The organism is Sphingomonas sp. GW822-FHT03G08, assembly GCF_058801135.1.
This window is the reverse complement of sequence record NZ_JBXAMZ010000001.1, coordinates 2,473,675-2,497,545: the sequence shown is the minus strand read 5'-3', so window position 1 is coordinate 2,497,545 and position 23,871 is coordinate 2,473,675. Positions and strand designations below refer to the sequence as shown.

Sequence of the window (23,871 nt, the reverse complement as noted above, 5' to 3'; positions counted from 1 at the left end):
ATCGGCGCAAAGATAGGATTGGACGCGCGAAGAACAATGCGGAGTTTGGTATGCGCGAAGGCACGGTGCTGGTTACGGGCGGGGCGGGCTATATCGGCAGCCATGCGGTGCTGGCGCTGCTCGATGCGGGCTGGAAGGTCGTGGTGGTCGACAACCTGGTCACCGGGTTCGACTGGGCCGTCGATCCGCGCGCCAAGCTGGTGGTCGCCAACATCGCCGATGACGACAAGGTCCGCGCCGCGATCCGGGAGCACGGCGTGATCGCGATCATGCACTTCGCGGGCTCGGTGGTGGTGCCGGAGAGCGTGACCGACCCGCTCAAATATTACCGCAACAACACCGCCGCCAGCCGCTCGCTGATCGAGAGCGCGGTGGCAGAGGGCGTGAAGCACTTCATCTTCTCCTCGACCGCGGCGACCTATGGCATCCCCGAAGTCGTGCCGGTGCGCGAGGACAGCCCGAAGCAGCCGATCAACCCGTACGGCATGTCCAAGCTGATGACCGAGATCATGCTCAAGGACGTCGCCGCCGCCCATCCGATCAACTATGCGGCGCTGCGCTACTTCAACGTCGCCGGCGCCGATCCGCAGGGTCGCTCCGGCCAGTCGACCGCGGGTGCGACCCACCTGATCAAGATCGCGGCCGAGGCGGCGACCGGCAAGCGCAGCCATGTCTCGGTGTTCGGCACTGATTTCGACACGCCCGACGGCACCGGCGTGCGTGACTATATCCATGTCAGCGATCTCGCCGCCGCGCATGTCGACGCGCTCGATCTGCTGATCGCGAAGCCGACCGAGAACCACACGATGAACGCCGGCTATGGCCGCGGCTTCTCGGTGCTGCAGGTGCTCGACGCGGTGGATCGGGTGACCAACCTGACGATCGAGCGCAAGCTCGAGGGGCGGCGTGCGGGCGATCCCGATGCGCTGGTTGCCGACAACAGCGCGATCCTGGCGGCGCTGCCGTGGCGGCCGAAGCACGACGACCTGGAAGGGATCGTCAAGGACGCGCTTGCCTGGGAACGCAAGCTCGCCGAGCGCCAGGGCTGACGGTTCAGCGCCGCTTTCCGCGGCCGAGCAGTTCCAGCTCGATCCGCCACCAGAGCATTGCCCAGACCCCGCCGAACGCCCAGCCGGCGAGGACGTCGCTCGGCCAGTGAACGCCGAGATAGAGGCGGCTGAGGCCGACCGAGGTGGTAAGCGCCAGCGCGACGATCAGCACGAAGGCGCGGATGCGGCGGTCGGGCAGCACCGGGAAGAGCAGGGTGGCGAGCGTCAGATAGACGATCGCGCTGATCGCGGCATGGCCGCTGGGGAAGCTGGCCGAGTTCACTTCCATCAGCTGGCCGGTCAGCTGCGGCCGGGGGCGGGCGACGAAGCCGCGGATCGTCTCGACTGCGATCGAGCCGAGCAGCGAAGCGCCGACCACGAGCAGGGCGGTGCGCAGGCGCCCGGCGAGCCCGAGGAAGATCGCAGCGACCAGCACGATGAAGCTCAGCACGGTGGTGCTGCCGAGCGCCGTCACGTCGCGCACCGCGGAGGGGAGCCAGGCGGGGCCGATCGGCTGGAGCGGATGGCCGGGGACGCGCATCGCCAGCATGACCGCACGGTCGATGGTCGCGCCGTCGCCCTCGGCAAGTTCGTGGCCGAACCATAGCAGGGCGAGGAGGAAAAGCGCGAGCCCGGCGCCGGCGAGGATCGGCCAGGGCAGGCGGCGGGAGGCTGGCGGGGCTTCGGGAGCGGCGTGCATCGGTCGACCCTATCCAATCCTCCCCCGCAAAGGGAGGGGGAGGATTGGTGCAAGGTCAGATCTGGATGCGCGCGGTCACGCGGATGTCGCGGCCAGGAAGCGGGGCATAGTCCTTGAGCACGCTGGCGGCGCGGCGGGCCTCGACGTCGAAGATGTTGTTCGCCGAGAGCTGCAGGCTGGTGTTCGAGCCGGCGCCCCAGGGCTTCCACGAGACCGAGGCGTTGACGAAGGTGAAGCCGTTCGTCGGCGTCTCGAAGGCCGAGATACGGGTCTGGTCGAAGACATGCTCGACTTCGCCGCGGAGGGTGAAGGCGTCTGAGGTCGCTTCCAGCCCGCCATTGATGCGCAGCGGCGGGATGCGCGGGGCGGGGCCGGTGCCGACGATCTCGGCATGGACGTAATCGGCCAGCGCGGTGGCGTTGATCGTGAAGTCCTTCACCGTCGCCAGGCGGAGCGAGCCCTCGGCCTCGAAGCCGTAATAGCGGGCATCGGCCTGGTTGTACTGGAAGACGGGCAGGCCATCCTGGGTCGCGCCGGTCGGCGAGTCGTAGATATAGCCCTTGAACCAGTTGTAATAGGCTGCGGTCGAGAAGGCGAAGCCGTCGCCCGAGCCCTTGAACGTGGCTTCCACGCCCCAGCTCTTCTCGGTGCCGAAATTCGGGTTGCCGATCTCGAACGCCTGGGTGCCGGCGTGCGGGCCGTTGGCGAACAGCTCTTCCGGGGTCGGCGCACGCTCGGCGCGTGAGACGTTGACGCCGAAGCGCATGCCGTCGGCCACCGCATAGCTGGCGCCGAGCGAGGCGGAGAAGCTGTTGAAGTTGCGGTTATACGCCGGGTTGCCGATGTCGGCATCGGCCTGGGCGCTGACATTGTTGTGCTCGAAGCGCGCCGCCGCCTCAGCCTTGAACGCGCCGAGATCGAGCGACTGGAGCGTGAACAGGCCGAACTGCTGCGCCGAGTTCTTGGGCAGGAACTTCTCGTCGCCGACGACGTGCATGTCGCGCAGCGAGAACTGGCCGCCGATCAGGCCGTCCCAGCCGCCGCGGCCCGACTGGACCATCTCGAGCCGGCCCTCATAGCCCTGGTTGTAGAAGGTGGTGCCGACGGCGCCGTCTTCCGCGATCTCGCTATGCTTGTAGTCGGCTGCGGCCCAGCGGGTGCGGAGCTGCTTGAAGAAGCCGTCGCCGATATTGACCTCGCCGCGCACGTCGACGCGGGTCTGCTGGGCGTGGAGGCGCACCTGCTCGGCCTCGACCGATGGATCGAGCGAATAGCGGACGGGCACGCCGTAGAGCGTGTCGAAATGGCTGACCGAGAAGCCGAGATTGTTGTTGCCGTCGATGATCGCGGCGCCGCCGGCGACGTCCCAAGTCTTGCCGGCGGTGTTGGGTACCTTGCCCTTGAGGTCGGCCAGTTCCTGGATTTCGGGATCGGCGCTCGCGGCCGCCTGGGCACGCAGCTCGCGGCTGAGGACATAGCCGCCGGTGCGCTGGTCGCCGGTCTGCGAGAAGCTGCCATCGGCGTGGAGGACGATCTTGCTCGTCACCGGCACATCCGCCGTGCCCGAGACCGAGCGCTCATCGGCGGCGCTGCCATAGCTGGCGATGCCGTCGAAATGGACCACTTCCTCGGGCATGTGGCGCGGGATGCGGCTGTCGATGACGTTGACCACGCCGCCGATCGCCGAGGGGCCGAAGATCAGCGCGGTCGGGCCGCGCAGCACTTCGATGCGGTCGGCGGTGAGCGGGTTGATGATCGGCGCATGATCGGCCGAGGTGTTGGACACGTCGATGCTGCCGATGCCGTCGGTGAGCAGCGGGGCGCGGGCACCGATGAAGCCGCGCAGCACCGGGCGCGAGGCATTGGGACCGAAGGACGTAGCCGAGACGCCGGGCTGGTTGGCCAGCGTGTCGCCGATCGTCGGGCGCAGGTCGCGGGTCAGCTCTTCCTTGGCGAGCACTGCGGTGCCGCCGAGTACGTCCGCGGTGTTGCGGGCGCGGGTGCCGGTGACGACGATCTGCGCGCCGGGCTGGTCATGATCCTGGTCGCTGGTGGCCGGCGCCTTGGATTCGGTGCTGCTGGTTGCCGGGGCGGTGTTGCCGTTGGCCGGAGTCTCTTCGGCGTGCGCGGGAAGCGCGAGCAGGGCGGCGGAGGCGAGCAACAGCGGACGCAACAACATCAACGAATCTTCCCGAACCATGGAACTTGCTGCGCTGCGGTAGCCGTGATGATATAAGGTATCAAGCCCTGTTTAGTCATACTTTCGGATATCCGGTTGTTTCGGCCGGGCGAGATGCGGAAGCGGGACAACCGCAACGTCATCGCTGCGGATCGGTGCAGTTGCGGAAACCTTGCGATGCCACGCGCACGGCTAATCAACGGCGTTCGACGCGCCTAGATGCCCGGCTGCAAAAAGGAGGACATCATGGCGTATCTCGATACCAGGGCGGGGCTGCTCGAAGGGCTCGCCGGCACCGTCTCGGCCGAAGCCGCGCTTACCTCGCTCGAGCTACGCACGCTCCAGCTTTCTCAGGCCGATGGTCGCGTCTCGCTGCGTGGGCCGAGTCGGATCGAGCGGATCGCTGCCATGCTGTTCGGTTCGCGCCGGGTATCCGGCCTCGCCAATGCCCGGCTGGAGGCGCTGCGGCGCTTCGCCATTCTCTATCGTCTCGACGGCGCGGCGCTCGATTCGGGTGAGATCGCACGGGCGGAAGCCGCGGGGCTCAGCGCCGTGATGCTCGATCGCGTACGGCACGTCATCGACGGCTGGCCGCGCCGCGCCGGCGCATTGGTGCGCGCCGCTTCGCTGCTGGCGGCGGTTGGACTGGCCGGCGTGGCGGGCGTTGCCGGCTATTTCTGGCTGGCCGACGAACTCGATCCGATGGTGTCGGCGATCCTGGTCGGCGCGGTGGCGGTGACGCTGGCACCGCTGTTCGGAGGCAGCGCGCGAGGCTGATCTGGTATAGAACCACTCTACCAATTCTGGTCCAGTGAATTGGTATTCAAATTGGCTTGCACGTAATTCATGCGACTGGTAGGCATCCACATCGGCCAAAAGAGCCGGTGGGGAGGACTCGTTGCGACTCTGGGCGCTGTCGATGGGGATGCTTGCGGTGGCTGCCGGTCCGGCGGCGGCGCGCGACACCCTTGTCCATAATCAGCAGGAATATGGAGCGGCCGCGAAGGCGCTGTCGCCGGGCGATCGGATCATCCTCGCCAATGGCGAGTGGCGCGACTTTGCGGTGCGCTTCTCGGGCCAGGGCAGCGAGGCCAGGCCGATCACGCTTACCGCTGAGACGCCGGGCAAGGTTGTCCTGACCGGTGCCTCGAGCCTGCGCATGGCGGGCAACTGGCTGGTCGTCTCCAACCTGGTGTTCAGGGACGGGCGCGGCACCGATGAGGATCTGATCGCCTTTCGCTTCGATACCAAACGCTGGGCCGAGAATTCGCGCCTGACTGGGATCGTCGTCGACGGCTATGGCGCGCCGACACAGGCCAAGACCGATCACTGGGTCTCGCTCTACGGCAGCAACAACCGCGTCGATCACTCGCACTTCGCCGGCAAGGTCCATGGCGGGGCGATGCTCGTGGTGGTCCGCGCCGCCTATGGCCCAAGCGAAAACCACCACCGGATCGACCATAATTACTTCGGCCCGCGGCCTCCCCTGGGGGAAAATGGCGGCGAGACGATTCGCATTGGCACCAGCCAGCAATCGCAGAGCGATTCCTTCACGATCGTCGAGGACAATTTCTTCGAGCGCTGCAACGGCGAGGTCGAGATCGTCTCGATCAAGTCGGGCGCGAACATCCTGCGCCGCAATGTCGTGGTCGAGAGCCAGGGCGCCTTTGTGATGCGCCACGGCCATGGCAACCGGATCGAGGACAATGTCTTCTTCGGCAATGGCGTGAAGCGCACCGGCGGTATCCGCGTGATCAACCGGCGCCAGGTGGTGCGGAACAACTATCTCGAGGGTCTGGCCGGCGACGGGTCGTACAGCGCGCTCTCGCTGATGAACGGCGTGCCAAACTCGCCGATCAACCGCTACGAGCAGGTGCAGGATGCATTGATCGAGCGGAACAGCCTGATCGAAGCGGCGACGGTGACTTTGGGCAATGGCGCGGACGCCGAACTGTCGCTGCCGCCGGTCTCGACGCGCTTCGTGGCCAACCTCTTCGTCAACGCGAAGCGCGGCGATCCCTTTGTCGCCAAGGCGGACATCGCCGGGATCACATTCACCGGCAATGTCCTGTCCGTGCCGGGACCCGCTGCCTTGCCGATCCAGATCGACCGCCGCCAGGTGACGCTCAAGCGCGCCGCCAACGGCCTGCTCTATCCGAGCGATCCGGCGCTGGCCAAGCTCGGTGCCGATCGCACGCTCAAGCCCATCACGCGCGAGGAGACGGGTGTCTCCTGGTACGTCAAGCCTGCGGCCTCGCCGCTTCCGGGAAGCAATTGATGACTCGTTTCGCTTTTCTCCTAGCCGGTTCCGCCCTGCTCGCCACGCCCGCTCTGGCGCAGACCGCGCCCGGCACCCAGCCCACGCTGTTCCGCGCATCGGAGATGGCGGCCACGGCCAAGGAAGCCACGGCCTATCCTCTGTTCAACGCCGAACTGAAGCGCGTCCGCCGCGAAGTCGACAAGGCGATCAAGGCCGGCGTGATCGTGCCCCAGCCCAAGGATCCGGGTGGCGGCTACACGCATGAGCAGCACAAGCGGAACTACACGGCGATCTATGGCGCCGGGCTGTTGTTCCGCATCACCGGCGACCAGCGCTATGCCGATTTCGCCAAGGCCGAGCTGCTCGAATATGCCAGGCTCTATCCGACGCTCGGCAACCATCCCGCGGCGAGCGACCAGCGGCCGGGCCGGCTCTTCTGGCAGAGCCTCAACGACGCCGTCTGGGCGGTCTATGCGGTGCAGGGCTATGACGCGATCCGCGACAGCCTGAGCGCCGCCGATCGCGCGACGATCGACGACAAGGTCTTCCGCCCGATGGCGACCTTCCTGTCGGCCGGCCAGGCCGAGGAGTTCGACCAGATCCACAACCATGCGACCTGGGCCTGCGCTGCGGTCGGGATGATCGGCTATACGTTGCGCGACAAGGACTTTGTCGAAGTGGCGCTGAAGGGCCTGCGCCGTGACGGCAAGTTCGGCTTCCTGGCGCAGATCGACCAACTGTTCTCGCCCGACGGCTATTATGTCGAAGGGCCCTATTATCAGCGCTATGCGATGCTGCCCTTCGTGCTGTTCGCCCGCTTCATTCAGGCGAACCAGCCCGAGCAGAAGATCTTCGAGCATCGCGGCGGCGTGCTCCTGAAGGCGATCCGGACCTCGATCCAGACGACCTATGACGGCTTCTTCTTCCCGTTCAACGATGCGATGCCCGACAAGAGCCTGAAGACCGACGAGCTCTATCAGTCGGTGGCGATCGGCTATGAAGTGACCAAGGATCCGGCGCTGCTGTCGATCGCGCAGTGGCAGGGCCGCACTGTGCTGACGCCCGACGGGCTGATGGTCGCGCGCGATCTCGCGGCCGGCAAGGCCAGGCCTTTCCCCTTCGCCTCGCAGTTCCTGAGCGACGGACCCAAGGGCGATATGGGCGGCCTGGCGATCATGCGCTCGGGGCCGAGCGACAAGGACCAGGTACTGGTCGCCAAGAATGCCGCGATGGGCATGGGCCATGGCCATTTCGACAAGCTGAACTGGATTCTCTACGACAACGGCCACGCCATCGTGACCGATTACGGCGCGGCGCGCTTCCTCAATGTCGAGAGCAAGGACGGCGGGCGCTACCTCAAGGAAAATGAGAGCTGGGCGAAGCAGACCGTCGCCCACAATACGCTGGTCGTGAACGAGACCAGCAATTTCGGCGGCAAGTGGAAGGTGGGCGACAAGCTCGCGCCCAAGCAGCTCTTCTGGGCGAGTACCCCGCAGGCGACGGTCAGCACCGCCGAGATGGTCGGCGCCTATCCCGGCGTCCGCTATCGCCGCACGCTGATCCAGCTGCCGGTGGACGGCGTCGAGAGCCCGATGATCGTCGACCTGCTCGACGTGACCGGCGACAAGCCCGCCACCTATGACTTGCCGCTGCACTATGCCGGGCAGATCACCGCGATCGGTTTCCCGCTCCAGTCGAACACCGCCGAGCGGCCGGTGCTCGGCAAGGCGGCGGGTTACCAGCACATCTGGGTCGATGCGACGGGTACGCCGACTGCCGAGAATGGCGCGGTCACCTGGATCAACGACAACCGTTTCTACACCTACCGGATGCTCGCGCCGGCGGGCACCAGCGTGATCCTGGGCGAGAGCGGCGCCAACGATCCGCGCTTCAACCTGCGCCGCGAGCCGCTGCTGATCGAGCGCGTGACCGGGGCGACCAACGCCCAGTTCGTCAACCTGCTCGAGCCGCACGGCAATTACGACGCCGGCGAGGAGAAGACGACCGCGAGCAACAGCCGGGTGAAGGGCTTTACCCATGTCCGCACCGGTGATGCCGATGTGGTGACGATCAAGCTCGCCGATGGCCGCGCAATCACGCTCGCCATCGCCTTCTCGGCCGATGCCAATGCGGCGCACTCGGCGACGGTCGATGGCAGGAAGCTCGACTGGAAGGGCCATTTTGCGCGCTTCGATGCGGGCAAGGGAAACTGAGCCGATGACCAGGGTCAAAGGGCTTCGCTGGCTCGTGATCGGCCTGATCGGGCTGGTCACCGTCATCAACTATATCGATCGCAACGCGCTCGCCGTGATGTGGCCGGCGGTGTCTAAGGACATTGGCGCGGACAAGGCGGATTATGCACTGCTCGTGACCATGTTCATGGTCGCCTATGCGTTCGGCCAGTCGCTGTTCGGCAAGCTGCTCGACCGGATCGGCACGCGCATCGGCTTCGTCATCGCGATCGCGGTCTGGTCGCTGTCGATCGGCGCACACGCACTCGTCCGCTCGCTGGGCATGCTGATCGGCCTGCGCGTCACTTTGGGTGTGGCCGAGGCGGGCAACTGGCCGGGCGCGGTCAAGGCCAATGCACTGTGGTTCCCGCCGCAGGAGCGCGCCTTCGCGCAGGGCATCTTCAATGCCGGTGCCGCGATCGGCGCGATCATCGCCGCGCCTGCTGTTGCCGCGCTCTACGGGGCGTTCGGGTGGCGGGCGACCTTCGTGCTGGTCGGCGTGCTCGGCTTTGTCTGGCTGATCCCCTGGCTGTTCGTCTACCGCGCCGATCCCGATCGCCATCCCTGGCTGAGCGACGAGGAGCGCGCCCATATCAACGCGCGCCCCGCCGCCAACGACGCGCCCGAAGCCGAGGCACCCGCACCGGGCATGCTCGAGCTGCTGCGCTACCGCCAGAGCTGGGCGATCCTGCTCAGCCGCTTCTTCCTCGATCCTGTCTGGTGGCTGTTCGTCTCCTGGCTGCCGATCTACCTGGCCGAGACCTTCGGCTTCGATGTGAAGCAGATCGGCATGTTCGGCTGGGTGCCGTTTGTCGGCGCGATGCTCGGCAGCCTGGGCGGCGGCTGGTTCTCCGGCGTGCTGATCGCGCGGGGCTGGAGCGCGCTGTCGGCGCGCAAGCTCGCCATCGCCATCGGCTGCGTCATCATGCTGCCGGCGCTGCTGCTTACCGCCCAGGCCTCGACGCCGCTCAGCGCGGTGCTGCTGATCGCGGTGATCCTGTTCGGCTTCCAGGTGGCGATCAACAACATCCAGACCATGCCGGGCGACTATTTCGCCGGCGGCGCGGTGGGCTCGCTCGCCGGGATCAGCGGCACCGCCGCCGTGGCCGGCACGCTCATCACCACCTGGCTCGTGCCGGTGATGACCACCCAGGGCTATGCGCCGATCTTCGCGCTGGCCGCGGCGATCGTCCCGCTCGCGCTCCTCTCCATCCTGCTCCTCGGTCGCGGGCTTCCGCGCGCCGAGGGCACTACCTCCCCAGAACGGAATCCAGCATGAAATTGAAGGACAAGGTCGCCATCGTAACCGGCGGCGGGCGTGACATCGGCAAGTCGGTCTCGCTGCAGCTCGCGGCGCAGGGCGCCAAGGTCGCGGTCAACTATCGCAGCGACGAAGCCGCCGCCAAGGCGACCGTCGCCGAGATCGAGGCCGCGGGGGGCACCGCGATCCTGATCCAGGCCGATGTGACCAAGCCGGCCGAAGTGGCGAAGCTGGTCGAGGAGACCACCGCGGCGTTCGGCGAGCGCGTCGACGTGCTGGTCAACGTGGCCGGCGGCATGGTCGCCCGCAAGACGCTGGCCGACATGGACGAGGCGTTCTTCGACCATGTCATGGAGCTCAACCTCAAGTCCGCCTTCCTCGTCACCAAGGCGGTGCTGCCGCACCTGGGCGAGGGCAGCGCGATCGTGAACCTGTCGTCGCTCGCCGGGCGGGACGGCGGCGGGCCGGGCGCGTCGATCTACGCGACTGCCAAGGGCGCGCTGATGACCTTCACCCGCGGCCTCGCCAAGGAACTGGGTCCGCAGGGCATCCGCGTCAACGCGCTGTGCCCGGGCCTGATCGGCACCAGCTTCCACGACACCTTCTCCAAGCCCGAGGGCCGCAAGGCGGTGGCCGGCAACACGCCGCTGCGCCGCGAGGGCCATCCGGACGAAGTGGCGTCGGCGGTTGTCTTCCTCGCCTCGAACGACTCGTCGTTCCTGACGGGCGTCAACATGGACATCAACGGCGGCCTCGCCTTCTCCTGATCGAGGGACAGAAGGCCGCAACTGGGAGGGTTACACATGCTGAAAATGGCGATCACGCTGGCAGCGTTGCTGGCGGTTCCGGGGGCGGCCTTCGCCCAGACTTCGGAGGCCCAGCCTGCGCTCGAGAAGCGCGAGAAGCGGACCGATGCGCCGCCGATCTCCGCCTACAAGATCATCCTGGTCGGCGACTCCACTATGGCGCCGGGCAGCGGCTGGGCATCTGCCTTCTGCGCCTATCATGTGAAGTCGAACATCGCCTGCCTCAACATGGGCCGGGGCGGGCGCTCGACCCGCAGCTACCAGGCCGAGGGTTCGTGGAAGATCGCGCTCGGCGAGGCTGCGGTTCCGGGCTATGCCAAGAAGTACGTCCTGATCCAGTTCGGCCATAACGACCAGTCGACCAAGGCCGAGCGCTGGACCGACCTCAACACCGACTTCCAGTCGAACCTCAGGCAGATGGTGCTCGACGTCCGCGCCGCCGGCGCGGTGCCGGTGCTGGTAACCCCGCTGTCGCGCCGCGAATTCCGGGGCGGCAAGCTCAACAACACGCTCGCCGCCTGGGCCGATGCGGTGCGCAAGATCGGCGTCGAGATGAAGGCGCCGGTGATCGAGCTGAACCGCGACAGTGCGAAGGCGGTCGAGCAGCTCGGCGCAGTCGAATCGATGAAGCTGGCGATGGCCGAGCCGCTTCCCGAGGAAGTGGCGGCAGGCAAGGCCGGCACCACGCTGCGCCCGCGCCCCGCGCCGGAATCGCCGCCCACGTCGACGCTTCCGAAGACCGGCCCGCGCGGCCGGATCGTCGAGAAGTTCGACTATACCCATGTCGGCGAAGCCGGCGCCAAGGCCTTCGCCAAGATCGTCGCCTACGACCTGGCGATCGCGGTTCCCGAATTGAGCAGCCAGCTGCTGCCCTGACCCACTCCGTCCCTGGAGGCGCGGTCCGACTCCCTCGGCCGCGCCTCCTTTTTTATTTTGCGGCATCGCCTTAACGGGACCGCATGCACCTTACCCCCGACATCCTCGCTTTCCTCGTCACCATGGCGCTGCTTGCCGGCACCGTCGATGCGATGGCGGGTGGCGGCGGGCTGATCACCTTGCCCGCGCTGATGGCCATGGGCGTGCCGCCGGTCTCGGCGATCGCGACCAACAAGCTGGCGAGCGCCTGCGGCACCGGCTCCGCGCTGTTCACCTATGCCCGGGCCGGCCATGTCGACTTCAAGCGCTTCGCGCTGCCCGCCGCGGGCGCCTTTGGCGGAGCGGCGGCCGGAGCGGTGACGCTGCAGCTGATCGACTCGCACTTCCTTGCCGCCTTTGTGCCGGTACTGCTGATCCTGATGGGCCTCTATTTCCTGCTCGCGCCGAAGATGAGCGAGGCGGACCGGCATGCCCGGATAGGGCCGAAGGGTCTGACGCTGATCGTGACCGGCATCGGCTTCTACGACGGGTTCTTCGGGCCGGGCACCGGATCGTTCCTTACTACGGCGCTGGTCGCATTGGCCGGGCTCGGGCTGGTGCGGGCGATCGGCAACACCAAGTTCCTCAACCTGTCGACCAACCTGGCCGGGCTGCTGGCGATGATCGCCGGCGGCAAGCTGCTCTGGGGACTGGGCATCGCGATGGCGCTGGCGAACATGGCGGGCAACCAGATCGGCGCGCGGCTGGCGATCCGCTTCGGCGGGCGCGGCGTTCGGCCGTTGCTGGTGCTTCTCTCGGCGGCGCTGACGGTGAAGCTGCTGGCCGATCCGGCGAACCCGATCTGGGGCTGGTTCTAGCGCTCCAACATTGGCGGCGGCCGTCACTCGGCAAAGTACACGAAGTACAGTCCAAGAGCGGGTTTCTGCCGCCGCTATTTTCCCTGTTTTCTCGGTAACGCGTTGCATCTCGCAACATTGTTGCGGGCGCGTGATCCTATTTTTCCTGCAGATTGAAAGAGCGGCCGGGTGGTGGCCCGGCCGCGTGAGCCGAGCACGCGGAATCCTACATTGCAAGCTATCGTCACCCTGAACTTGTTCCAGGGTCCAATTCTCCACCAGCGATATCGCCCGGGGAGCCTTGGGAGCCGAACAAGTTCAGCATGACGATATGGCTTGGGCCGGCCCTCAGCGCTTCACGTCGGCGCCTTCGCCGGAGAAGCCCTCCACATCGGCGCGGGAGAACAGCGCCATGTCGCCCGGCACGCTGTGCTTGAGGCAGGCCAGGGCCAGGCCGAGTTCGGCGGTGCGCGGGATCGAGGCACCTTCGACCAGGCCGTGCAGCACGCCGGCGGCAAAGGCGTCGCCGCCGCCGATCCGGTCGATGATGCCGGGCATCGCGACTTCGGCGGTCTGGAAGCCGGCCTCGGGCGTGTCGATGCGCGCGGCCAGGCGATGGCAGTCGCTGGTCTCGACATGGCGAGCCGTCGAGGCGATCCACTTCAGGTTGGGGAAAGCGGTGAACCCGGCCAGTGCAGCCTCTCGCCGTCGCGCTTCGCCATCGCCGGAGAAGGGATGGTCGAGCAGCAGCGCCATGTCGCGGTGATTGGCGAAGAACAGGTCGGCCTGGCGGACCAGCCCGGTGAGGATCGTGCGCGGATCGCTGTCCCAGCTCGCCCACAGGTTCGCACGGTAGTTGCCGTCGAACGACACGCGCAGGCCGGCGGCGCGGGCAGCCGTCATCGCGGCGCCGGTGGCGGCGGCGAGATCGGGACCCAGCGCCGGGGTTATGCCCGAGACATGGAGCCATTCAGCGCCTTCGAACGCCGCGGACCAGTCGAATGCGGACCAGTCCCGCGACGCGAAGGCGCTGCCGGCGCGGTCGTAGAGGATCTCCGAGGCGCGCAACGATCCGCCCGGGCTGAGGAAATACAGGCCCTGGCGGCCCGGCGCGCGGAAGCTCCGGGTCAGGTCCACGCCGGCGGCGGCGAGCGCGCGCCAGGCGCCGTCGCCCAGGCCGCCCCGGGGGAGCGCCGAGACCATCGCGGTGCGGTGGCCGAGCGCCGCGAGCGCGGCGGCGACATTGGCCTCCGCCCCGCCGATATGCACGTCGAGGCTCTGCGCCTGGGGCAGCTGTACCCGACCCTGGGTCGCGAGCCGCGTCAACACTTCGCCAAAGCCGATCAGCCGTACTGGTCCGCTGCTGGTTAGTCCGGTTGCCATCCAATCCTCCCCTGTGGCTTTGCTGCATTGCACTAAGCGGATTGGATAATTGGTATCAAGATATCATTGACAGTCTTCGGACCTGTGGTACCTAGAATTGGTATAAAAAGAAGATTGGGGAGGATTCGAATGGCTTTGGGCACCATCCGTGCGCGCATGCGCGCTCGCTCGGCCCTGCTGACCGGCGTGTCGATCGCCGCGGCGCTGACGGCGGCGCCTGCCTGGGCGCAGGACACGCAGCCGGCGCCCGCCGGCAAGGCTCCTGCCGAAGCGACCGCGCCGGAAGTGGCGCAGGAAACGCAGCAGGAAGACCAGATCATCGTCACCGCGATCCGCGAGACGATCCAGAGCTCGATCCAGTCCAAGCGCGATTCCGATGCGATCGTGGACTCGGTTTCCTCCAAGGAAATCGGCGAGCTGCCGGGCCAGTCGGTCGGCGAAGTGATCGCGACGATCACCGGCGCCTCGATCGACCGCGCCAATTACGGCCCCACCGAAGTCTCGATCCGCGGTCTCGGCTCGGGCCTGAGCATGACGACGCTCAACAAGCGCGAGGCGACCAACGGCTCGGGCGACCGCGCGGTGAATTTCGGCCAGTTCCCCTCCGAGCTGTTCAACGCGATCAAGATCTACAAGACGCAGCAGGCCGACCTGATCGAAGGCGGCGTGGCCGGCCTGATCGAGCTCGAGACGCGCAAGCCGCTCGACTACAAGCGCCGCAACATCCAGGCGGAGATCAAGGGCAACTACAATCCCTATCAGGACCGGATCAGCGGCAAGAGCCCCTACGGCTACCGCGCGACGATCAGCTATATCGACCAGTTCAACGCGGGCGACCTGGGCAAGATCGGCATCTCGATCGGCTATCAGCGCAACGACGTGAATGATCCGGTCGAGCGCTTCTATACCAGCTCGACCTGGTTCACCTGCAACGCGGCGGTGGTCTCGACCACCAACTGCACCGAAGTGACCCGCCAGCAGGGCAATTCGGGCACGCCCTATTACCACGCGTCCAACTCGTACCTCTATCGCCAGATGACCACCTCGGACCTGCGCAACGCGGTGTTCGGCGCGGTCCAGTGGCAGCCGAGCCCGACGATCGACGTCAATCTCGACCTGCAATATTCGCGGCGCCAGTATAGCGAGGCACGCAACGACTTCGGCACGGCGGAAGGGCGCTACAATCTGCGCAACGTCGTGATCGGCGACAACCACCAGATGCTCTCGGCCGACGGATCGGCGACGCTGCAGACGCTGTCGGGCCTGTTCCTGCGCGACGAGAAGTATCTGGGCTTTGGCGGCAATGTCGAATGGAAGCCGACCGACCGGCTGACGGTGAGCGCCGATTACGGCTATTCGCACACCAAGCGGCTCGACATCACGCGCACCGTGCGGCTGCGCACCGATCCGCTCGACATCTTCGGCGTGCGCACGGCGATCAACAACCAGCGCATCCCCTATCATGTCGACTTCACGCAGAGCTTCCTGCCGGTCTTCACCTATGATTCGCGCTTCAACCCGGCGGACTACACGGCGTTCAGCGACGATGCGCAGCTGACCCGATCGCAGGACGGGCGCGACGACGAGATTCATTCGGCGCGGCTGGACGCGAGCTACAAGCTCGACGGCTTCATCGAGCGGATCGACATCGGCGGGCGCTGGGCCAAGCGGACCTTCTTCGGCTATGGCAACGACCTGATCATCCAGCAGAACGACCTCGCGGTGGACCGCGCGGTCAACCTGGCCTGCCGCACCCCTTTCCCGGAGCGCAGCTTCCTGGGCGACGCGCCGAGCCCGAGCGTCGGCAGCTATGCGACCTTCGACGTGCTCTGCCAGTTCCGCAACTATCTGGGCACCGAGGATCCCGGCAATACCGGCGACCTGCGCTCGGTCGACAATTCGGACGTCACCGAGGAGACCTGGGCCGGCTATGCGATGGCGACCTATTCGGGCCATATCGGCGGCCTGGCGGTGCGCGGCAATTTCGGCGTGCGCGGGGTGCATACCCAGGTGACGGCGGAGGGCCTGCGCTCGGGTCTCGACGTGATCAACAACAGCGACGGCAGCATCTCGCTGCGCGCCAATGGCAGCTTCACCCCGACCCGGATCACCTCAGGCTCGATGCGCTGGCTGCCGAGCGTCAACGCGATCTTCGACCTGAGCCCCAAGTCGCGCATCCGCACCGGCATCTACCGGGCAATGTCGCGCCCCGCGCCGAGCGCGCTGGGTGCCGGCCGCAACATCACGCTGGAAGTGGGCAACGGCTTCACCTCGGTCACCGATGCGATCAACTCGATCATCGCCACCGGCAGCCCGCGGCTGAAGCCGGTGATGTCGTGGAACGCCGACCTCGCGTACGAATACTACGCCAACAAGGACACGCTGTTCGCCGCGACCGCCTATTACAAGCGCTTCACCGGCGGGAAGATCCCGATCACGACCGACGAGAATTTCACGATCGGCGGCCAGGATTATGCGGTGCCGGTCACCCAGACGACCAACAGCAAGGACAAGTCCGACCTGTACGGCGTCGAGTTCACTGCGTCGAACCGGTTCAGCTGGCTGCCGCATCCGCTCGACGGGCTGGGCGTTAAGCTGAGCTACAATTACGCCTGGTCGAACTACAAGACGCAGGACATTCGTTATGGGGATATCATCGACAGCGCGACCGGCGACGTGATCCCCGGGCTGATCCCGGCGGCGGGGCTGAGCGGCTATTCGAAGCACGTCTTCTCGGCCCAGGCCTTCTACGAGATCGGGCCGATCTCGCTGCAGGGCATCTATCGCTATCGCTCGCGCTATTATCAGTCGTTCACCAGCGACAACACCCAGCTGCGCTATGTCGAGGGCAACAACACCTTCGACGTGAACATGAGCTACAAGATCAACAAGCAGGCGGACATCCGCTTCCAGGCGCTGAACATCTTCAACGAGCCGCGCGTCGAGTATATGCCGGTCGTCGGCAGCACCCGGAACGTGGAATATTACGGCCCGCAATATTTCCTGAGCTTCCGCGTTCGTCTCCGTTAAGGCGGACCGGAAGCAGGCTGCGGACCAATTGCCTATTCCAAAATCCCGCAGCCTGGGGCATTGCTGATCGTCAGACCAAGCTACCCGAGGACCCAATGGCCGAACGCCGTCTCTTCCAGGATATCGCCGAACGCATCGCGGCGATGATCGCGGAGGGCACTTTCCCTCCCGGCTCGCGGCTGCCCGGCGAGCGCGAGATGGCGGAGCGGCTCGGGGTGAGCCGGGTGACGATCCGCGAGGCGGAGATCGCGCTCCAGGCCCAGGGGCTGGTGCGGATCAAGACCGGCTCGGGCGTCTATGTCTGCGATCGCAACGAGCCGAGCGTCGGCCAGCTGCCGGTGGTGAGCGCGTTCGAGCTCACCGAGGCGCGTTCGCTGTTCGAGTCCGAGGCGGCCGCGCTCGCCGCGCCGACGATCAGCGACGAGCAGCTCCAGGTGCTCGAATCGCTGGTGGCCGCCATGGACGAAGCCGAGGAGGGCAGCGCCGCCGCCACCGAGGCGGACCGCGCCTTCCACCTCGCCATTGCCGGGGCATCGGGCAACCAGGCGATCATGTTCGTGATCACCACCCTGTGGCGGATGCGCACCGAGATCCCGGAGATCTGCGCGCTCCACGCCTCGGTGTGCAGCAAGGACGAGGACAGCCGGCATGACGAGCACGCCGCGGTGCTCGAGGCGCTGAAGAACCGCGACTCGGTGGCGGCGCGCACGGCGATGCGCAAGCATTTCAGCCGGCTGCTCGAGGCGATGCTCAAGGCATCGGAAGAACGTGAGATCATGGAGCTGCGCCGCAAGGCCGAGGCAAGCCGCAACCGCTTCCTGATCAGCGCCCAGCTGAGCTGAACGACCGGACTCCTTTCGATACCGCTACTCCAGCGCGCGCCCGGCACCTGCCGCGGCGCGCGTTTTCGCATGCAAGTCGGCCGTACTGGTCTGTTTACTGGTATACGAACCAATATGCCAAATCTGGACTAACCATTCTATTGACTCCGGATTGAAGGTCTGGCCTTATCCCTGAGGACAAAAGCGGCACCCGCATGCACGGGCAAGCCGGACGCTGCCAGGGAGAGATGCCGGATGCGGATGCGAAGATAAGCGCACGCAACGAGGGGCCGTAGGGACGCGGCCGCTGCCGCGCGCATGCCCCACCAGAAATCGCGAAACCCGGCTCCGCGCCGGACTTGGCCATGCGGCACGCGCCGCGATGGGGGGATGACTCATGACTAGAACGATCCGCGCGCGCAGCCTGCGCACCCGCCTGCTGCTTTCCGCCTGCTTCGTGGCGCTGCCCGGCACGGCCTATGCCCAGACCACGGTCTCGACGGTGCGCACCACCGGCGTGAATGTGAGCGGTGCCGGCACGGTGACGGTGACATCCACCGGCTCGATCGCGACGCCTACCGGCAACCAGGCGATCAGCGTCAACGGCACCAGCACCGGCACCGGCGTGGTGATCACCAATGACGGCACGCTCGAAACCGGTGCGACCTCGACCAACAGCAACGGCCGCGGGATCAGCAGCAGCGGCGATTTCGCCGATCGCACCACCCTGATCACCAACCGCGGCACGATCCGATCGGGCAACAGCGCGATCCGCTTTTCCGAGACCACGGCCGGGTACAGCGCCGGCACCGTCACCATCGACAACAGCGGCACGATCCTGAGCACCGGGATCGACTATAATGGCGCGGTGACCGTGCAGGGGCGGGGCATCGATCTTGCCGCCACGCGCGTCACGCTCAACGTCGTCAACCGCGCCGGGGGCTCGATCACCGGATCGCAGGGCATCGTCAGCACCGGTGCGCTGATCCTGACTAATTCGGGGACGATCACCGGAAACGGTGCCGCGGCGACCCAGGGAGAAGCGGTACGCGGTCACAATGCCGGCACGCTGGACGTTACCAACCAGGCCGGCGGCGTGATCACCGGCCTGTACGGGATCATCGGCACGGGCAATACCGCGATCGTCAACCGCGGGACGATCGCCAGCTCCGGCGGTGGCAGCGGGACCAACGAGGCGATCCGGATCAACCTGGGCTATTCGGTCAGCTCGACCACCGGCCTGGTCGTCAACAACAGCTATCTGAACAGCGTGACGCTGGCTGCGGGTAGCACCACCAGTGCCGGCACCGGCACCAACGCGAATGGCTATGCGGTGAATTTCGGCGGTTCGCCGATCGCGGGCACGGTCAACACGCTGACGATCGAGACCGGCGCGACGATCAACGGCACCATCGCGGCGACCACCAACACCAATTCCAACGACATACTGAACCTGACCGGCACGGGATCGCAGACGCTGGTTTCCACCACCGGCTTCGACACGCTCAATGTGCAGGGTGGCACCTGGGGCATCATCAACACCCAGACGCCGCGCTTCGGCACGACGATCGCAGCGGGCGCGACCCTGCGGCTCGACGATTTCGACGCCACGACCGGCGGCGAGGTCCGCAGCGCGATCGTCAACAACGGCACGCTGATCCTGAACCGCACCCGCAACCTGCAGAGCTTCGGCGCGATCAGCGGCACCGGCGGGCTCCAGCTCGTCAACACCGGCAACCTGACGCTGACCACTGCCAACAACTATTCCGGCGACACCATCATCAGCGGTGGCGGCATGTTGCGCAGCGGCCTGCTCGACAACGCCTTCTCGGCGAATTCGGCGGTGATCGTCACCGGCACCAGCACGCTCGACCTGAATGGCGTGAACAGCTCGGGAAGCAACACCCAGATCGGGTACAACCAGACGATCGGCAACCTTTCGGGGGACGGCTTCGTCAACACCGGCAGCACCAGCGGCGCTACGCTCACCACCGGCGGGCTCGGCGGCGACACCAGCTTCTCCGGCGTGGTCAGCCAGCTTGGCGGGCTGACCAAGGTCGGCGGTGGCACGCTGACGCTGTCGGGCCAGAATACGGCGAGCGGCGTGCTGGCGATCAACGGCGGCGGCGTGGCGCTATCCGGCCGCTGGTCGGGCAATGTGACGATGGCGGCGGGCACCAGCCTTTCCGGGGCAGGCCGGATCAACGGGGTGCTTGACGCATCCGGTGCGATCCTGGCGCCCGGCAGCGGCGGGGTTGGGACGCTGACCAGCGGCGGGCTGGTCCTTTCGGCAGGCTCGGTGCTCAACTATGATCTCGCCGCGCCCGGCACCGGCGACCGTATCCAGGTGAATGGCGACCTGATCCTCGACGGCACGCTCAACGTGGCCGATGTCGGCGGGTTCGGCGAGGGGGTCTATCGGCTGATCAACTATACCGGCGCGTTGACCGACAACGGCCTGGTGATTGGCGGGGTGCCGGCCGGCGCCAATGGCAGCCTGATGACCGTCCAGACATCGGTCGCGACCCAGGTGAACCTGATCTACGGCACGCCGGCGGCGACCACGATCCAGTTCTGGGATGGCACCGACAATTCGGGCGACGGCATCGCACAGGGCGGTAGCGGCAGCTGGACCAACAGCTTCCCCAACTGGACCGACGCGGCGGCGACCAACAACAGCGCCTGGTCCGGTGCATTCGGCGTGTTCGGCGGCGCCGCCGGCACGGTGACGGTGGACGACGCAATCCTGTTCACCGGCGCGCAGTTCATGACCGATGGCTATGAGATCGCCGCCGGCACGGGCACGCTGAGCGCCGACAGCCCGCTGACCAATATCCGCGTCGATCCGGGCGTGACCGCGACGATCAGCGCCGGCATCGACGGCAGCGGCGGGCTGGTGAAGAATGATGCCGGCACGCTGATCCTGTCCGGGACCAACGGCTATGCCGGCGCGACCAATGTGCTGGGTGGCACACTGGTCGCGCTGAACGGCGGGGCCTTGCCGACGACCAGCAACGTCAATGTCGCCGCAGGCGCGACGCTGGATATCCGTGCGGACCAGAGCATCGGCGGGCTCAACGGCGCCGGCGGCGTGCTGCTCGGCGCGAACCTCACCACCGGCGGGCTCAACGCCAATGACAACTTCGGCGGTGTGGCCAGCGGTTCCGGCGGGCTGACCAAGACGGGTACCGGCACGCTGACTCTGGGCGGCGCCAATGCCTATCTCGGCGCGACCGAGGTGAATGCGGGCACGCTGCAGCTCGATGGCAGCGTCGCGGGCGCGGTGAATGTCGCGAGCGGCGCGACGCTGAGCGGATCGGGCAGCGCGGGCGGCGTGGTGACGATCGCCGACGGCGCGCATCTCGCGGCAGGTGGCGCCGGGGCGGGGACGCTGACCACCGGTGGATTGGTGCTTTCCACCGGCTCCGTGCTCGACATGGGCCTGGGTGCGCCGAACGTGGCGGGCGTGAGCGACCGGATCCAGGTCAATGGTGACCTGACCCTGGACGGCACGCTCAACGTTACCGATCTCGGCGGCTTCGGCGTCGGCGTCTATCGCCTGATCGACTATACGGGCGCGCTCACCGACAATGGCCTGGCTATCGGCGCGCTGCCGGCGGGTTCCAATGTCCCGCACATCAACCTGCAGACCTCGGTCGGGAACCAGATCAACCTGGTCTATGACAATATCGTCCCCGAGATTCAGTTCTGGGACGGTGCCGGCACCAGCGCGAATGGCGCGGTCGGCGGTGGCTCGGGAAGCTGGACCAGTGCCCGAACCAACTGGACCGATGCCAATGGCGCGGTGAACGACAGCTGGGGCGGGCGCTTCGCCGTGTTCCAGGGGCCGGCGGGGACCGTCACGATCGACGGCGCGATCAGCACCACCGGCATGCAGTTCATGACCGGCGGCTATGTGATCGCGGCGGGCACCGGGACGCTGAGCCTGGCTGATGCCCAGACCAATATCCGTGTCGATCCGGGCGTGGCCGCGACGATCAGCGCCGGGATCGGCGGCAATGGCGGGATCAACAAGCTCGATACGGGCACGCTGATCCTGTCCGGCGTCAACAGCTATGCCGGCGCGACGATTGTTGCGGGCGGTATCCTTCGTGCCGGGGTGGGCGGGGCGTTGCCGACGGGCACCAGCGTGACCATTGCGACAGGCGCAACGCTCGACCTTGCTGCCTCGCAGACCATTGCCGGCCTTGCGGGTACAGGCAGCGTGACGCTTTCGGGCGGCAGCCTGACCACCGGCGGCGGCAACACCGACACGCGCTATGCCGGGACGATCAGCGGCAGCGGCGGGCTGACCAAGGCGGGCAGCGGCGTGTTCACGCTGGCGGGAGCGAACAGCTATACCGGCGCCACCAATGTCTCGGCGGGCACGCTGCGGCTGGATGGCGGCTCGATCGCCGGCGGCGGTGCGTTGAGCGTGGCGAGCGGCGCGACGCTCGACGTCAATGGCGGTACTGTAGCTGCGGGGACGCTGAGCGGCGCGGGACGCGTGCTGCTCGGCAGCGGATCGCTGAGCGCGGGCGGCACCACGAACAGCAGCTTCACCGGCGTGATCAGCGGCACCGGCAGCCTGGTGAAGACAGGGACCGGCACGCTGACGCTTGGCGCCGCCAACACTTACTCCGGCGGCACGACCGTGACCGGCGGCACGCTGGCCGCTGGCATCGCCAACGCATTCGGCAGCGGCGTGCTGACCGTGACGGCGCCGGGCGCGGTCAACCTGGCCAACTTCGCGACGACCGTGGGCGGGCTGGCCGGTGACGGCAACATCGCGCTCGGCAGCGCGGTGCTGACCGTGAACAGCGTGAACAGCTCGAGCTATTCGGGCGTGCTCTCGGGAACCGGCCGGCTGGTCAAGTCGGGTGCCGGCACGCTGATGCTGAACGGCGCCAGCACCTACACCGGCTCGACCACGATCAACGAGGGCCTGCTGGTGGTGAACGGCTCGCTGACGGGCACGCTGACGATCGGTGCGAACGGGCGGCTGGGCGGATCCGGCAGGACCGGATTGCTGAGCGTCACCGGCACGGTGGCGCCGGGCAATTCGATCGGCACGCTCAACGTGGCGGGCAGCCTGACCTTCGCGGCGGGATCGACCTATCAGGTCGAAGTGTCGCCGACCGGCATCTCGGACCAGATCATCGCGACGGGCGCGGTGACGATCAATGGCGGCTCGGTCTCGGTGCTGACCGGCGGGGCGACCAACTTCCTGCCGCTCACCACCTACACTATCCTGTCCGGATCGAGCGTGACCGGTACGTTCGGCAGCGTCATCACCGATCTCGCCTTCCTGACGCCGTCGCTGGTCTACAGCGCGGCGAGCGTGCAGCTGCGGCTGCTGCGCAACGATGTGAGCCTGGGCGCGGTGGCGCAGACGCCGAACCAGGTCGCGGTTGCCGCCGCGGTCGGCGCGCGGAGCTCGGGCGAGGTGTTCGACGCGGTGATCGGGCTCAACGCCGGTGATGCGCGGAATGCGTTCGACCAGCTTTCGGGCGAAGTGTTCGCGGTCGGCATGACGGTCGCCGGGCGCGACGGGCATGACACCGCGCGCGAGCTGATCGGGCGGATCGACGGGCCGCGCGGGCAGAAGAAGACCGCCTGGATCGCGGGCGACCTCGGCCAGCTCAAGGCGCGTGCACGCGATGGCCTGGCGGGCATCGAGTCGGATCGCCAGGTGATCTCGGGTGGCATCGAAGTGACCGGCGCTACGCTGCGCTACGGCTTCTCCTATCGCTATGCGAAGAACGACATCAGCCTCGATGCGCGGGCGAGCGACGGCCAGCTGGTGAGCAATTCGGCCTTTGCCTATTTCGGCTATAGCTGGGGTGGGCTGCGCATCGCGGGCGGCGCGGGCTATTCGGCGCATACCTTCTCGACCGATCGCCGGATCGCGTTCGGCGGGCTTGCCAATCACCTCACCTCGGACGGCGATGGCCATAGCTATACCAGCTTCGGCGAGCTCGCCTGGATGGCGCCGATGGGCAAGGGCGCGCGCGTCGGCCCCTATGTCGGCGCCAGCGTGAGCTCGGCGAGCTTCGACCGGGTACAGGAATGGGGCGGCGCCGCGGCGCTGGTCGCCGGCAAGGCGCGCAGCACCACGACGCTGGCCAATTACGGCGTGCGCGGCACCGCGACGATCAACGGCGTGACGCTGAGCGGCGACCTGGGCGGGCGCTCCTATCTGGGCGATCCGGAAGCGCGGCGGCTGTTCAAGTTCGTCGATACCGGCAATGGTTTCGAGGCGAGCGGGACGCAGTTCGGCCGCACGGTGGTGACCGGGCGGATCGATGCTTCCACCAATGTCGGCCGCTTCGTCCTGGGCATGGGCGTGCGCGGGGAGACGGGTAGCGGCGGATCGGGCGTGACCGCACGCGCGAGCGCCGGGTTCCGGTTCTGATCGAGAAGAAAAACCAAGGAGAGT

At 67.0% G+C, this 23,871-nt stretch carries 14 protein-coding genes; 11 read left to right on the top strand and 3 right to left on the bottom strand.

Annotated features, from left to right (window positions below):
* Window positions 1–50 precede the first annotated feature (50 nt).
* Complete coding sequence (gene galE, locus AC1RJ5_RS11480) at window positions 51–1,049, top strand: UDP-glucose 4-epimerase GalE (protein ID WP_269573773.1); 999 nt, start codon at window positions 51–53, stop codon at window positions 1,047–1,049.
* A 4-nt stretch (window positions 1,050–1,053) separates the two neighbouring features.
* Here the strand turns inward: galE and AC1RJ5_RS11475 are convergent, their stop codons facing one another.
* Both AC1RJ5_RS11475 and AC1RJ5_RS11470 read right to left on the bottom strand, forming a co-directional pair.
* The gene (locus AC1RJ5_RS11475; protein WP_493113410.1) at window positions 1,054–1,749 is read right to left on the bottom strand and encodes a phosphatase PAP2 family protein; all 696 of its coding nucleotides are present in this window, start codon (window positions 1,747–1,749) and stop codon (window positions 1,054–1,056) included.
* Window positions 1,750–1,804: 55 nt separating this feature from the next.
* A complete protein-coding gene (locus tag AC1RJ5_RS11470) occupies window positions 1,805–3,928 on the bottom strand; it encodes a TonB-dependent receptor (RefSeq protein WP_493113409.1) in 2,124 nt (707 codons plus the stop codon).
* A gap of 246 nt (window positions 3,929–4,174) precedes the next feature.
* On the opposite strand from AC1RJ5_RS11470, the gene AC1RJ5_RS11465 reads away from it, so the two are divergent.
* The 7 genes from AC1RJ5_RS11465 to AC1RJ5_RS11435 all read left to right on the top strand — a co-directional run bounded on the left by AC1RJ5_RS11465 (window position 4,175) and on the right by AC1RJ5_RS11435 (window position 12,219).
* Entirely contained in the window at window positions 4,175–4,705 is a 531-nt protein-coding gene (locus tag AC1RJ5_RS11465; protein WP_493113408.1) for a hypothetical protein, read from the top strand.
* A 121-nt stretch (window positions 4,706–4,826) separates the two neighbouring features.
* Window positions 4,827–6,206, top strand: coding sequence for a polysaccharide lyase 6 family protein (locus AC1RJ5_RS11460; RefSeq protein ID WP_342248863.1), 1,380 nt, complete (start codon window positions 4,827–4,829; stop codon window positions 6,204–6,206).
* Window positions 6,206–8,401, top strand: coding sequence for an alginate lyase family protein (locus AC1RJ5_RS11455; protein ID WP_493113407.1), 2,196 nt, complete (start codon window positions 6,206–6,208; stop codon window positions 8,399–8,401). Before AC1RJ5_RS11460 ends, AC1RJ5_RS11455 begins: the two co-directional genes overlap by 1 nt.
* Before the next feature lie 4 nt (window positions 8,402–8,405).
* Window positions 8,406–9,698 carry an MFS transporter gene (locus AC1RJ5_RS11450; protein WP_342248861.1) on the top strand — a complete coding sequence of 431 codons (1,293 nt, stop codon included), beginning with the start codon at window positions 8,406–8,408 and terminating at the stop codon, window positions 9,696–9,698.
* Window positions 9,695–10,447, top strand: coding sequence for an SDR family NAD(P)-dependent oxidoreductase (locus tag AC1RJ5_RS11445; protein ID WP_269573780.1), 753 nt, complete (start codon window positions 9,695–9,697; stop codon window positions 10,445–10,447). The genes AC1RJ5_RS11450 and AC1RJ5_RS11445 overlap by 4 nt, the downstream gene beginning before the upstream one ends.
* Window positions 10,448–10,483: 36 nt before the next feature.
* A complete protein-coding gene (locus AC1RJ5_RS11440) occupies window positions 10,484–11,362 on the top strand; it encodes a rhamnogalacturonan acetylesterase (protein WP_493113406.1) in 879 nt (292 codons plus the stop codon).
* 83 nt (window positions 11,363–11,445) lie between these two features.
* Complete coding sequence (locus AC1RJ5_RS11435; RefSeq protein ID WP_493113405.1) at window positions 11,446–12,219, top strand: TSUP family transporter; 774 nt, start codon at window positions 11,446–11,448, stop codon at window positions 12,217–12,219.
* A 327-nt stretch (window positions 12,220–12,546) separates the two neighbouring features.
* Here the strand turns inward: AC1RJ5_RS11435 and AC1RJ5_RS11430 are convergent, their stop codons facing one another.
* A complete protein-coding gene (locus AC1RJ5_RS11430; protein ID WP_493113403.1) occupies window positions 12,547–13,581 on the bottom strand; it encodes a PfkB family carbohydrate kinase in 1,035 nt (344 codons plus the stop codon).
* 129 nt (window positions 13,582–13,710) lie between these two features.
* On the opposite strand from AC1RJ5_RS11430, the gene AC1RJ5_RS11425 reads away from it, so the two are divergent.
* The 3 genes from AC1RJ5_RS11425 (at window position 13,711) to AC1RJ5_RS11415 (ending at window position 23,847) form a co-directional block, all read left to right on the top strand.
* On the top strand, window positions 13,711–16,611 hold the full coding sequence (locus AC1RJ5_RS11425; RefSeq protein WP_493113401.1) for a TonB-dependent receptor: 2,901 nt from the start codon (window positions 13,711–13,713) through the stop codon (window positions 16,609–16,611).
* Window positions 16,612–16,706: 95 nt separating this feature from the next.
* The gene (locus AC1RJ5_RS11420; RefSeq protein WP_269573785.1) at window positions 16,707–17,453 is read left to right on the top strand and encodes a FadR/GntR family transcriptional regulator; all 747 of its coding nucleotides are present in this window, start codon (window positions 16,707–16,709) and stop codon (window positions 17,451–17,453) included.
* Window positions 17,454–17,829: 376 nt separating this feature from the next.
* Window positions 17,830–23,847: an autotransporter-associated beta strand repeat-containing protein gene (locus tag AC1RJ5_RS11415; RefSeq protein WP_493113399.1), complete on the top strand. Its 6,018-nt coding sequence runs from the start codon at window positions 17,830–17,832 to the stop codon at window positions 23,845–23,847.
* Window positions 23,848–23,871 lie beyond the last annotated feature (24 nt).

Coding starts and splice junctions, on each gene's coding strand:
- AC1RJ5_RS11420 (WP_269573785.1), top strand. CDS start 16,707: ATGGCCGAACGCCGTCTCTTCCAGGATATCGCCGAACGCATCGCGGCG.
- AC1RJ5_RS11475 (WP_493113410.1), bottom strand. CDS start 1,749: ATGCACGCCGCTCCCGAAGCCCCGCCAGCCTCCCGCCGCCTGCCCTGG.
- AC1RJ5_RS11430 (WP_493113403.1), bottom strand. CDS start 13,581: ATGGCAACCGGACTAACCAGCAGCGGACCAGTACGGCTGATCGGCTTT.
- AC1RJ5_RS11455 (WP_493113407.1), top strand. CDS start 6,206: ATGACTCGTTTCGCTTTTCTCCTAGCCGGTTCCGCCCTGCTCGCCACG.
- AC1RJ5_RS11435 (WP_493113405.1), top strand. CDS start 11,446: ATGCACCTTACCCCCGACATCCTCGCTTTCCTCGTCACCATGGCGCTG.
- AC1RJ5_RS11445 (WP_269573780.1), top strand. CDS start 9,695: ATGAAATTGAAGGACAAGGTCGCCATCGTAACCGGCGGCGGGCGTGAC.
- AC1RJ5_RS11465 (WP_493113408.1), top strand. CDS start 4,175: ATGGCGTATCTCGATACCAGGGCGGGGCTGCTCGAAGGGCTCGCCGGC.
- galE (WP_269573773.1), top strand. CDS start 51: ATGCGCGAAGGCACGGTGCTGGTTACGGGCGGGGCGGGCTATATCGGC.
- AC1RJ5_RS11470 (WP_493113409.1), bottom strand. CDS start 3,928: ATGTTGTTGCGTCCGCTGTTGCTCGCCTCCGCCGCCCTGCTCGCGCTT.
- AC1RJ5_RS11450 (WP_342248861.1), top strand. CDS start 8,406: ATGACCAGGGTCAAAGGGCTTCGCTGGCTCGTGATCGGCCTGATCGGG.
- AC1RJ5_RS11425 (WP_493113401.1), top strand. CDS start 13,711: ATGGCTTTGGGCACCATCCGTGCGCGCATGCGCGCTCGCTCGGCCCTG.
- AC1RJ5_RS11440 (WP_493113406.1), top strand. CDS start 10,484: ATGCTGAAAATGGCGATCACGCTGGCAGCGTTGCTGGCGGTTCCGGGG.
- AC1RJ5_RS11415 (WP_493113399.1), top strand. CDS start 17,830: ATGACTAGAACGATCCGCGCGCGCAGCCTGCGCACCCGCCTGCTGCTT.